At 47.7% G+C, this 12195-nt stretch carries 9 protein-coding genes; 2 read left to right on the top strand and 7 right to left on the bottom strand.

Features of this window, described 5'->3' with window-relative positions; all coding sequences use genetic code 11:
- The 3 genes from G499_RS0111630 to G499_RS0111620 form a co-directional block, all read right to left on the bottom strand.
- Window positions 1-237, bottom strand: coding sequence for a hypothetical protein (locus G499_RS0111630; protein ID WP_027000089.1), 237 nt, complete (start codon window positions 235-237; stop codon window positions 1-3).
- Window positions 238-245: 8 nt separating this feature from the next.
- Entirely contained in the window at window positions 246-596 is a 351-nt protein-coding gene (locus G499_RS0111625; protein WP_051296195.1) for a MerR family transcriptional regulator, read from the bottom strand.
- 220 nt (window positions 597-816) lie between these two features.
- On the bottom strand, window positions 817-5328 hold the full coding sequence (locus G499_RS0111620) for a DUF4114 domain-containing protein (protein WP_027000087.1): 4512 nt from the start codon (window positions 5326-5328) through the stop codon (window positions 817-819).
- A 349-nt stretch (window positions 5329-5677) separates the two neighbouring features.
- Here G499_RS0111620 and G499_RS0111615 point away from each other — a divergent pair, with 349 nt between their 5' ends.
- Window positions 5678-8221 carry an ABC transporter permease gene (locus tag G499_RS0111615; RefSeq protein WP_027000086.1) on the top strand — a complete coding sequence of 848 codons (2544 nt, stop codon included), beginning with the start codon at window positions 5678-5680 and terminating at the stop codon, window positions 8219-8221.
- Between the two features lie 161 nt (window positions 8222-8382).
- Here G499_RS0111615 and tsf read toward each other — a convergent pair whose 3' ends face one another.
- From tsf to rplM, 4 genes are all read right to left on the bottom strand, one after another.
- The gene (tsf, locus tag G499_RS0111610; protein WP_027000085.1) at window positions 8383-9213 is read right to left on the bottom strand and encodes a translation elongation factor Ts; all 831 of its coding nucleotides are present in this window, start codon (window positions 9211-9213) and stop codon (window positions 8383-8385) included.
- A gap of 178 nt (window positions 9214-9391) precedes the next feature.
- Entirely contained in the window at window positions 9392-10150 is a 759-nt protein-coding gene (gene rpsB, locus G499_RS0111605) for a 30S ribosomal protein S2 (RefSeq protein ID WP_027000084.1), read from the bottom strand.
- A gap of 33 nt (window positions 10151-10183) precedes the next feature.
- On the bottom strand, window positions 10184-10579 hold the full coding sequence (gene rpsI, locus G499_RS0111600; protein ID WP_027000083.1) for a 30S ribosomal protein S9: 396 nt from the start codon (window positions 10577-10579) through the stop codon (window positions 10184-10186).
- Window positions 10580-10582: 3 nt separating this feature from the next.
- Entirely contained in the window at window positions 10583-11035 is a 453-nt protein-coding gene (rplM, locus tag G499_RS0111595) for a 50S ribosomal protein L13 (RefSeq protein ID WP_027000082.1), read from the bottom strand.
- A gap of 166 nt (window positions 11036-11201) precedes the next feature.
- On the opposite strand from rplM, the gene mtnC reads away from it, so the two are divergent.
- Complete coding sequence (gene mtnC, locus G499_RS0111590) at window positions 11202-11897, top strand: acireductone synthase (protein ID WP_027000081.1); 696 nt, start codon at window positions 11202-11204, stop codon at window positions 11895-11897.
- The last annotated feature ends 298 nt before the right edge of the window (window positions 11898-12195 follow it).

Genomic DNA, 12195 nt, shown 5'->3' with positions numbered 1-12195 from the left:
TTAATAAATCCGCTGATACCAGCTTTCGCGCATGGCATCAAAGCGTTGTTGTACCTCTTTCAGAAAAATCTCATCAGCCAATACTTCGTCTATAGCCTGCTCTCCTACTACTTCCATCGCACTGACTTTATAGGTTTGCTCCAAATCACCTTGTTCAAATTTGAGTAGGTATTTCTCGTTCCAAGTAAAGAGCGTAATATTAAAGTTATCGGTAGGAATTGTTTTCAGAACACGCATAGGTCGTATTAGGTAAGGGTATCACGTAGGTTTTGCAAAAAATCACGAAGCTTGCGGAGCTTATCGATGGTTTGCAGGCGATCACGCACGAGGCTGGCCTCGTGTTTGATATATTCCTTGGCACCTTCGAGGGTATAGCCTTTCTCTTTTACAAGGTGATAAATCACTTGTAAGTCTTCTATATCTTTTTTGGTAAAGCGTCTTTCTCCGTTTTTATTTTTTACGGGGCGCAAAATATCAAACTCTGACTCCCAAAATCGAATAAGCGAAGGGTTGACATCCAGCATTTTGGCTACCTCCGAAATGCTGTAATATTTCTTTTCAATTTCGTCATCAGGAAACGGGGGAATCATAGACATGGGTGCCATTGTTAGCGTACCAAATTGATTATATCTCCACAAAAAGCATGCAACAAACCTATTTGTATAAGCAAAAGGGTTGAACTAAGGGCAAAATAGCTACATTTTTTCAGATTCACAAAGGCATTTTGGTTGTATGTTCAAATTTAGCCACATAAAAAACGCCAAAGCCTGTGCTTTGTAGGGCACAGGCTTTGTGTTTTATGAGTTTTATGATTGTTTATTCAAACTTAGCCAATCTAAATATTTGCGGTTGTTGCCCGCTGACAAGCACTTCTAAGTGGTAGAAGCCATTGGGGAACTGCGCTGTAGCAATATTGATATTGCTTTCGCCCTTGAGTACCTGTACTTTGCTATACACCACTGCACCAAAGCTATTGATGAGGCGGATGCTTACTTCATTGTGTACCGGTTGTTCGAAGGCTACATTGAGTTGGGTGGAGAATGGGTTGGGGTAAACATTCTTCACAACAGACTCGGTGTTGTCGCCACCATTGCCATTGACATAAGCCTCTAGTTGAAGCATTGCGGCGTTGTTGCTCATATCAATCTCGTGAGCACTGCTGGCAATCATTCCGGCGATAGCGTAGTATCCTTCTATTTGGGGTACCAATACCAGCGTGGCGGTCTGGGTAGTTCCTGCTGGTAGTGCACCAAACTCAAGCATGCCGTTGTTATAGGCAGCGCCATTGACAGCGCCCACCTGCAAGCCATAAGGCAGGGTTAGGTCTACGGTAACATTCTCGCCATCTCCTTCAAGACTTTGCGCACTGACTGTAAGCGTAACAGGGTTGCCAATGGCTACACGTGAAGCGCTGAGGGTCATGGCTAGCGTTAAATCCAACGGGCTATGGTCATCAAAATCACCATAAAGTGTGATTTGACAAGGCTCACAAGGGACGGTATAGGTCACTATCTTGCCTTGGGCATTGGCTTGTTCGAGTGTACAAACACCTTCGTTTTCGGTAGCTCCTGGGAAGAAGACATAGAAGGTAATTTGTCCATTGGCAGGCACTCGGTCGCTCAAGACCAAATAACTCAACGGCGGTACTTCAATGACCGTAGGCTGTGAGATACTCAGGGGTACGTTTCCGCCATCATCACCACCACTCGGCGGAGCGTCATACTCTACGATGGCCGTGATAGGCGAGGTATTGTCGATGATGATATTGCCGTCGCTATCCTTGGTGATTTTCACGTCTGCGCAGGTTACATTGCCCAACAACACAGGGGCTACCGTACCTTCGAGTACAAATGAGCATCCGTCGCAAGGTGTTTCGGCAAAGAGGTCTACCTCACGTGTTTCGGTGACGGTCTTGGTTTTGTAAACCATCTCAGGCGAGAAGTGTACAGTCAAGATAACATCTTCATAGTCCCAATCATCGTAGTAGTTGTTTTCAAACCCGATATTGAGCACATCACGTCCATTGACTTCTTCTACTCCGGCGATGGCCATTTCTTTGCCATACTGGTTATACTGCGCCAAGGTATATTGTATCTGAATAGCACGGCTACCATTTTCTACATCCGTCCAATTGTCGTTGTCGGCAGAGCGTTGTAATTTGCCTGTATTGGGTACAAACCGGAGGTACTTCAGGTCATTGGCTTTGTATAGGCTTTTGTCTTTGTAAGAGATGACAAAGAAACCGATGCGTGTACCTTTAGGCACTACCGAGTTGAGGGTAGTCGTACGGTTACGGTCTGCGACAAACAAGACCTCTGGATTAGTTGGTTGGCCTTGAGCATCAAATACAAACCATCCGGCGACATTGGTGCTACTTACGCCACCTACACGCCCATCAACACGGAGGTTTACCTCATCAGTGATGGTTGTCAAGTCAGCCAAGCTTACGCCATAGTCTAGTGGGTTGAGCTGCATTCCGCCTACAAAAGAGACGAACTTGCGCTCGGCTAGGTCGAAGATGTCCCAATTGCGGGCATCATATACTTTATCATTTACTTTTACCAAGATAGGTACTTGTGAAGAAGTAGTTACGGTTTTAGTCCCTACTTTGACCACACAGCGATCTTCATCTACCACAGGCAACATATCGCGGTACTTCACATTGAACACCAGCTGTTGGCCTTCGACGATGGGGATGTTGAGGACTTTCGTTTCGGCAGCATCCAACATTACCGTTTCAGCACCATAGCTTACTATTACAGGGAACTCTGCGGTATTGGTCAGTGTAACTTCCTCTCCGTCTTGTGTATAGTCTACCACATCACAAGAAAGCGGCTCAGGGTCATTGGCACCGGCTCCATCAAAGCTGACACTGCAAGAGCCACAAGGGATTTGTACCAATACATCTACTTCTTTGGTTTCCTTGACCTCCTTGGTTTTGAGGTGTGATACGCCGGTATAGTGTACAATGATGACAATGTCTTCGTAGTCCCAATCTCCGCCGCCGGCAATGTCTTCAAAGCCGATATGAAGCACATCTTTTCCTTCGTCGTTCTTTTCGATACCGGCAATGGCTTGCTCCGTATTGTTTTTGTTCCACTCGCGGATGGTGCTTACGAAGATATTCTGAGAGATATTGATCCAAGTAGCGCCTTCGTCGGTAGAATACTGTAATGTAGTGCCTTGGAAGCGGACTTGCGCTGTTGGGTTCTGTACGATGGGGTTTTGGCTAGCATTGGTCGCCACCAAGAAGAAGCCCATACGAGTATCTTTGGCGATAGTACCAGGGATAAATGTATCCAGGTATGAGCGTGCGGCAATGCTTGGAGTCAAGATACGCGGGCTGTGTGGTAGGCCGTCTTCTCCAATGAAGAACACCCCTACAGCGTGGGTATAGCCCATTTCGCGTGTTTGTAGCTCAACGCGGAGATTGGTTTCGTTGGTACCCACCGTCAAATCGCGCAAGCTTACCCCTTTGTCAGTTTCTTGAACGGTGTTGCCGTTGAGGTCGCGCAATACTTGGCGTTCTTTGGGTACAAACCAGTTCCAGCTACGGGCATCATACACACGGTCTTCGAAGACTTCGTACTGCTCGATGCGGGTTCCTACTTCGATTACCTTAGTACCTGTTTTGACCACACAAGCTTCGCCTGTGTAGCTCTCTTCAAGGTCTTCTGCACCCATATTGAAGACTACTTTCCCTTTGGCCGGGATTACGCCTTCAAAATAGACTGTAGTATTAGGTTCGACCAAGATGAAGTTTGTTTCAAATGGCTCAGCGGCATTTTGTTGGTAGAGGCTGTATGCCACATAAGCTTCACGCTCAGGGTGTACATTGGTAATGCTGATATTGCCTTGTGCATCGCGATTGATTTGAATGTCTTCACAAGCAATCGGCAAAATAGGATCTTCATCGTCGGCAGGTGGTGGTACGGGCATAGAGCCATTGAGACAAACGACACCGTCCAAGTCATAACCATCTACTTCTCCCCTGAAGTCAGCAGGGTTAGACACATCTACTAACTTGATGTATTGTGCCCATTCCAAATCACCTAGGTCAAACTCACTGTCGAGGCAGCCAATGCCTAGAGAGACAAAGTTTTGACCATCTTGTGAAGCGAAAGCTTCTACTTTTTCAGGGTATTTGTTGCAGGTAGGTGCTCCGAAAGAGGTTTCTACCACTAAAATATCATTGCCTGGGCCATTGATGATAGCTTGTTCAAACTTGAGGACAATATGTCCGCCAAATCCTAGAGAAACAAAAGAGTTTTTGGCATCTCCTCCGATAGGTTGGCCTAGAGCGCGGCTTGGATCGCTACGGTCAGCGGCTACAGCGCGGCCACGGTTAGTTAGCCCTTGGCTAAACGCTACTACCTCAGCAGCAGTACAACCGCCCACTGGAGGCTTGTTGGTATTGATAGGCATACAAGCAGTGCTCATATCGCCAAAGTTGGTGCGGGTCAGATCTCCTACAAGATTGAGCTTGGTAACCAAGTCGCCGCTTTCGCGATTGATAATGGCTACCTCACGTTTGTTTTGGCCAGAGTAAATCAAGTTGCCCTGCCCATTATCCAGAACGGCCAAGCCAGTCAGGTGTTGGTCGCGGGCAGCGCCTAGCGGAGCAGCTTGCAAATCACCTTGAGTACCCGTAATTTTAAAAATTTGGCCGTTGTAGCTTGCCGACGACAAGAAGAATTCGCCCTCAGCGCTGAAAGCTAGGTCTGCGCCACTGATATTCAATACCTTGCCCTCGAAAGTGATTTTACCCCAGTCGATAGGTGTAACATTTTCGAGGTCTTCGATGACATATATCTTGTTGGTGTTATTAGTGGCCAAAAATAAACGCCCGTAAGGGTCGAACGAAGCTTGTGTGATTTTGCCCAAATAAAGCTCTCCGAGCTTGTGGTATGTTTTGGTGGCAATGTCTAGATAGCCTATTTCGTTGTTGTCAAACCCCTTTACAGCAAACAGCTTGGAGCCGTCGAGTGTCAGAGCGATGTGTGCATCTGTAAAAGGCAGGTCAGCAAAAAATGTTGTTCTCGCTTGTCCGCCCTCTACGTTAGGTGTCAGTGTGTAGATTTTGCTGTTTATGCCACTAGTATGATTGGCCAAATAGATTTGGCAATCCTCTGTGGGATTGGGGGTAAAGACTGCCTGTACAAATTGATACGCCTGCGGTAGTTGAGGGATAGTCTCCTCTACCTTGTCGGCCCACACCCGTAGCCAAGTGCTTTTATCAAGCTTTTTGGCGGAGGCGTGTACGCCTATCCCCACAAATACTGCCACAAGTATGGTAGCAACAGCTTTGATTAATTTTTGTGCATTCATCGAGTAAAAAGTGATAAGTTGAATTAGTTGATTGGCTCGTAAGGTTCAGCGCCATTATCAGACCTGAACACTAATTCTGTTACAAAGATACGTTATCGAACCTATAAGTAACCAGCTGAGTGTAACTTTTTTAGATGTTTTTCGCAAAAAGTGCTCTTATGATGATTTTCGGGCGTTTGTCTGCAATACCACAATGTAAGGTATGCATACGTTTTTACGTAAAATAGGTTGCTGTGCTTTTGGCAGAACCTTGTTTACAACGCCAAAAAGCTGGATTTATTGAACCGAAGCCTCAAATTGTTGGTTAAAGTATAGTGTTCAGTCACTTGGCTTTCTTGCTTTGTACTTTATGGATAATTTTTTGTGGTTATGCCAGATGGCTTGGCGTGACAGCCGCCGCCACCGTGCGCGTATGTTGTTGTTTATCACGTCCATCGTAGTTGGTATTGCAGCCTTGGTGGCGATTTGGTCTTTCGGGGTCAACTTGGCTGAATCTATTGAACAAGAAGCCAATGAGTTGTTGGGAGCTGACTTGGTGGTCAATTGCAGGCAGGAGCCTCAGGGGGCTGTTGAGTCCGTATTGGACTCTATACGCAGTCTTGAGGGCGTACGCAGTGCCTCTGAAATCAACTTTGCTTCGATGGTGCTTTTTCCTAAAAGCAATGGCACTCGCTTGGTACAAATACGGGGCTTGGGGGGAGATTTCCCTTTTTATGGAAAACTAGAAACTGAGCCAACAACGGCAGCCTCTCGCTTCCGACAAGGTCCTTATGCCTTGGTAGAGCAGACCGTGTTGTTGCAGTTTGGGGCAGAGGTAGGCGACAGTATCCAAGTAGGCAAGCTGCATTTTGTGATTGCCGGCGCATTGACTAAGGTGCCCGGCCAAGCAGGCATTGCGGCAACGGTTGCACCGGCGGTATATGTGCCATTAGAATACATTGAGGCCACCGGCTTGCTCACCCGGGGTAGCCGTCTGGTGCGTCAGTATTATTTTGCCCTTCCTGCCAATATTGATGCAGACGCTCTTGGCAAAAGCCTTCGCCCAACACTACGAGAGGCCAACGAGAGCTATGAAACTGTCGCAATGCGCAAACAAACCTTGGGTAATGTGTTTGCCTTCTTGGGCAATTTTTTGAATCTAGTGGCCTTTATTGCTCTTTTGTTGGGTTGTGTGGGCGTTGCTGGTGCTGTACACGTGTATTTACAAGAAAAAATGAGTACTGTCGCTGTGTTACGTTGTGTAGGAACCAGTAGCCAACAGGTATTCGGCATTTTCCTTATTCAAATTATCGGTCTAGGCTTGATAGGGGCTATTTTGGGAGCAAGTCTAGGCAGCCTTATTCAGTGGGTATTGCCCCAAGTATTGCAATCTTTCTTGCCAGTTGAGGTCAGTTACCGTCCGGTATTGAGCGCTTGGCTACTCGGCATTTTGATTGGGGTGGGAGTATCTGTGTTGTTTGCAGCCCTACCTCTGCTGGCCGTCCGCAAAGTTTCTCCCCTACAAACAATCCGCGCCGGTGTGGAATCGCTCGCCCAAAGCGCGCCCCTGACCAAGGTCGTAGTCTATGGCCTGATTGTCTTATTTGTGAGCGGATTTACCTACAGCCAGCTAGGCCGTTGGCGCGAAACAATGTTTTTTGTCTTGGGCTTGGGGGCTATGTGGGGTTTGTTGAGCCTTACGGCGTGGGGAGTAATGCGTTTGGTGCGGCTGATAGTACCTGCTGAAGGCTATTTTGTATGGCGGCAGGGCTTGGCCAATCTTTATCGACCCAACAACCAAACCCAGACCCTTATGTTGACCTTGGGCTTGGGCACTGCCCTCATCAGTACGCTTTATCTTATCCAGCAGCTCCTGCTGGGGCAGGTCAGCCTAGCCGACCGCGACAACCAGCCGAATATGATCTTGTTTGACATTCAAAGTACCCAGCTCAAAGAAGTACGGGAGTTTACTGAGAGTTACCAACTTCCTGTCCTACAACTGGTGCCCATTGTAACGATGCGTTTGGAAGAGTTTCAGGGGCGCAAGCGTAATCAATGGCTCGAAGACAGCACCGCCGACATCCCCCGCGACGTGTTGGTGCGAGAATACCGCGTAACACACCGGGATACCCTAGCTGGCAACGAAGCCCTTGTTGCGGGCAGGCTTCACCCCTATCGTGGGGCAGGGGACAGCATCTTTGTATCACTATCGGATGTGCACGCCCGCCGCATGGGCGCAAAGTTGGGTGATGAGCTGGTTTTTGATGTGCAAGGCGTGCAAATGAAGACTTATGTTGGCAGCCTGCGTCAACTCAACCTAACCCGTATTGAGACCAGCTTTACGGTAGTGTTTCCGTCGGGAGTACTCGACAAAGCCCCGCAGTTTCACGTACTCATCACCCGTGTGCCGGACAAGCGCAGCGCAGCCACTTTTCAGCAGGCGCTGGTGGCTAAGTTTCCCAATGTGTCTATTGTTGATCTTGACCTAATTTTGCAAACAGCTGATAAAGTTTTGGGGCAGATTTCGTTTGTAATTCAGTTTATGGCCTTTTTCAGCATCCTGACGGGCTTGGTGGTCTTGGTTAGCTCTTTGTTGATGAGCCGTTTACAGCGTATTCGGGAGTCGGTCTTGCTGCGTACCCTCGGAGCCAGCCGCCCTACTTTGTTGCGTATTTATGCAGTTGAGTTTTTCTTATTGGGCAATGCGGCTACACTTACCGGGCTGATACTAGCGTTGGGAGCTAGCGCGCTTTTGGCAAAATTTGTCTTTCTCGTACCATTCAACTGGCAGTGGCTTCCACTTTTGTGGTTATATGCAGGATTTGTAATACTGATTATGAGCATTGGCTTGCTCAATACCCGTGGGATTTTGCAACGCAGCCCCTTGGCTATCTTGCGCACAGAAGTGGCTTGATGCGCGTAGGTATATATGGTAGAAGTCTACACACAACGCAGCACTTTCATTGCCTGAATATGAGCCAAAGAGGCCCGAATGCTCTTTTTGTCATATCATAAAAAAAGCCACCCCGATAAATTTGGGATGACCTTCTATTCAGTGGCTTAGGCGGCTTGCGCTTAGGCTACGCTTACGCGCTTGAAGTTGGTGATACTAAGGTTGGCATCTACTTTTTTCAACATCTGGGCGATAGTCATAGAGCTGTCTTTTACAAACTCTTGGTGTAGGAGCGTACGCTCTTTGTAGAACTTCTCCAGCTTGCCCATAGCGATTTTCTCGATAATGGCTTCAGGCTTGCCTTCTTGGCGGGCTTGGTCTTTGCCAATTTCGATTTCGCGGGCGATGGTATCAGCATCTACGCCGTCTTTGTCGATGGCGATAGGGTTCATCGCAGCGATTTGGAGGCATACATCTTTTCCGGCTTCTACTACGGCTTCGCCTTTGGCACCGTTGAGAGAAAGCAACACACCGAGCTTCGCACCATAGTGGATGTAAGTTACTACAGTATCGGCTTTGGCATATTCGTAAGCGCCTACTTCGATTTTTTCACCGATTTTGCCTACCATAGCGATGAGGTGCTCGCGGATAGCGAGGCCGTCGATGGCTAGGTCGAGCAAAGCCTCGATGTTGGCAGGCTTTTGGGCTACGGCAGTATTGAGGATATTGTTTCCAAGAGCAACAAACTCTTCGTTTTTGGCTACAAAATCAGTTTCGCATTTGAGGGCAATTACTACGCCTTCGGTAGCATCGGGGGCAGTGTAGGCAAATACCACACCTTCGTTGGCCTCTCTGTCGGCACGCTTTTCAGATACTTTTTGTCCTTGTTTACGCAAGATAGTGATGGCCTCATCGAAGTCTCCATTGGCCTCTTGCAAGGCTTTTTTACAATCCATCATACCCGCGCCAGTCATTTGGCGCAGTTTGTTTACGTCTTGTGCAGAAATAGCCATTGTATGCTTGTTAGAAGTGTTATGAAAAATGTTTTTGCAAAATTACAAGAAAGCCGCTTGGCTTACAAGCCTGTGGGCAAAATATCCTGTGGGTTGCGGGAGTATTGGTACAAAAAAAGTTGAACGCGCTAGGCAGTTCAACTTTCGTACGGTGTTCCTATGGGATTAGGAGAGGCGTTTATTCCTCGTTGAGGTCGACTTCACGCTTGGCGTTTTCCTCTTCAGACAGCTTCTGGTCGTCTTTATCGCGCTTACGCTCGCTGAGCCCTTCTTCGATGGCATCGGCGATAGTTTTGGTAATCAGAGCGATAGACTTGTACGCATCGTCATTGCCTGGGATAGCATAGTTAACGCTGTCGGGGTCGGCATTGGTATCAACGATAGCAAATACAGGGATACCGAGCTTGTGAGCTTCGGTAACGGCGATGTGCTCCTTCAACACGTCTACCACAAAAAGAGCGGCAGGCAGGCGGGTCAAATCAGCAATACCACCAAGTACTTTTTCGAGCTTGTCTTTTTCGCGCTCGATAGTGAGGCGCTCACGCTTAGCCAAGTTTTTGAAAGACTCTTCCTTCATCATTTTTTCCATAGAAGAAAGCTTCTTGAGCGACTTGCGAACCGTAACGAAGTTGGTCAACATACCGCCAAGCCAACGTTGGGTAACGTAAGGCATTTTGAGGCGCTTGGCTTGATCGCTGACAATCTCTTGCGCTTGTTTCTTAGTGGCCACAAACATCACTTTACGACCGGACCTTACGATGTTTTTAATGGCCTGGCAAGCCTCGTCGAGCGCGACTTGCGTTTTGTTGAGGTCAATGATATGGATGCCATTCTTCTCCATGAAGATATAGGGAGCCATTTTGGGGTTCCACTTGCGGGTAAGGTGCCCAAAGTGTACGCCGGCATCCAAGAGGTCTTTATAAGCTACTTTAGTCATTGTGTGAATGAATAATCGAAATAAGGAGTTGGATTAACGCTTGCTGAACTGGAAGCGGCGGCGTGCTTTGCGGCGGCCATACTTCTTACGTTCAACCATGCGTGGGTCACGGGTAAGGAAGCCTTCTTTTTTCAAAGGAGGGCGGTTGGTCTCGGCATCGATTTCGCAAAGTGCACGAGAGATAGCAAGGCGGATAGCCTCAGCTTGGCCGGTGATACCACCACCATTTACATTGACTTGGATGTCGTAGTTGGCTTGTTGCTCTACAGTAGTGAGCGCCTGCTTTACTACAGTTTGTAGCGTATCTACGGGGAAATACTCAGCCAGCTCACGGTTATTGACGCGGATGTCGCCTTTGCCGGGCTTCATATAGATACGTGCAATAGCGTTTTTGCGGCGGCCAATGGTATTGATTACGTTGTCTGCCATGTGTTAGAGTTTGAAAGTAATGGGTTGGGGTTGTTGTGCTTCATGCGGGTGCTCGGCACCTTCATAAATGAACATGTTGTGGAACAAACGGCGACCGAGGCGGTTTTTGGGCAACATCCCTTTTACGGCCATTTCAATCAAGGCTGCGCTTGATTTGCGGGCTTTGACCTGGCGAGGGGTAGCAAAACGCTGACCGCCGGGGTATCCTGTGTGGCGAACGTACACTTTGTCGTCCCATTTCTTACCGGTCAATTTGATTTTACCGGCATTGATGATGATGACATTGTCTCCACAATCTACGTTAGGAGTAAAGTTGGGCTTATGCTTGCCCAACAGCACTTTGGCGATTTGGCTCGACAAGCGACCCAAAACGGCATTTTCGGCATCTACAATGACCCACTGCTTGTTGGCAGTTTCTTTGTTGGCCGAAATTGTTTTGTAACTTAAAGTATCCACTGCTCTAGCTTGTTATGTTTCTAAGAAAATGCTGAGTTACTTTTTCTGAAAATGAGTGCAAAGATATGTTTTTAGGCGTTGACATGCAATCTTTGCCCAAAATTTTGTTTTTTTGCTAAGTCGTTTTGCCGATAAGGCTTGATTTTCACGCTTACCCCCTTGCCGTATGCCTACTCCCACCCAATTTGTATTGACTGATATTGAGGGGACTACCACTTCTATCAGTTTTGTTTATGACACGCTGTTTCCTTATTTCAAACAACACGCCGTGGCTTATGCCCAATCGCACCTTGCCGAGCCTGAGGTACACGAGGCGCTCAGCCAAATTGCTGATACCTTGAGTCAAGAGTTGGCCAAGCCTATTACGACTGAAGAGGCTATTAAATTTTTGACACACTGGACTTCTGCCGACCGCAAAGACACACCGCTCAAAACCCTTCAGGGCATCGTTTGGCGCGATGGCTATGCACAGGGCGCGCTCAAGGGGCACTTATACCCCGAGGTAGCTTCTGTATTAAAGCGCTGGCACAGCCAAGGGATTGGCTTGGGTATTTACTCGTCTGGCTCTGTAGAAGCACAGAAGCTGCTCTTCGGCCATACGGCTTCGGGCAATCTTACTCCGTTGTTTTCGCATTATTTTGATACCCGCATTGGGCACAAGCGCGAGACAGCATCTTATCATAACATTGCGCAAGAAATCGGCATAGCTCCACAGGCCATCTTGTTTTTGTCAGATGTAGAAGCAGAGTTAGAGGCTGCTGCCAATGCAGGCTTTCAGGTAACACAGATTTTACGTACTGGTACTATCAGCAGCAAGCGCTTCCCCACCGCCGGAGGTTTGGATGAAATAAGCCTAGGCTAATTAGGAGAACGGTCTGTGTTTGGGTTGGTGGTAGTTATTCAGCGCTCGGGAACTCCTGATTGTGCCATAAGCACTTCCATACAAGTACCTAACACGCCCCTACACGAAGCAACACCATAGCCTTGCGGGGCTATGGCCAATGCTTTTGTGAGATACACCGACTCAATATAGCTCGATGTGTAATACCTGTGAAGAGAATTTGAAGCAAGCTTCAAAAACGGAATAGTGTTTGTAGAAGCATCCAAAAACCTAATATCGACACTAATTGTAGCAATATCTATGAAACTAATGGGCAAAT

It is taken from the genome of Eisenibacter elegans DSM 3317 (assembly GCF_000430505.1).
Lineage (GTDB): Bacteria > Bacteroidota > Bacteroidia > Cytophagales > Microscillaceae > Eisenibacter > Eisenibacter elegans.
This window is presented reverse-complemented; position numbering and strand designations above follow the sequence as displayed.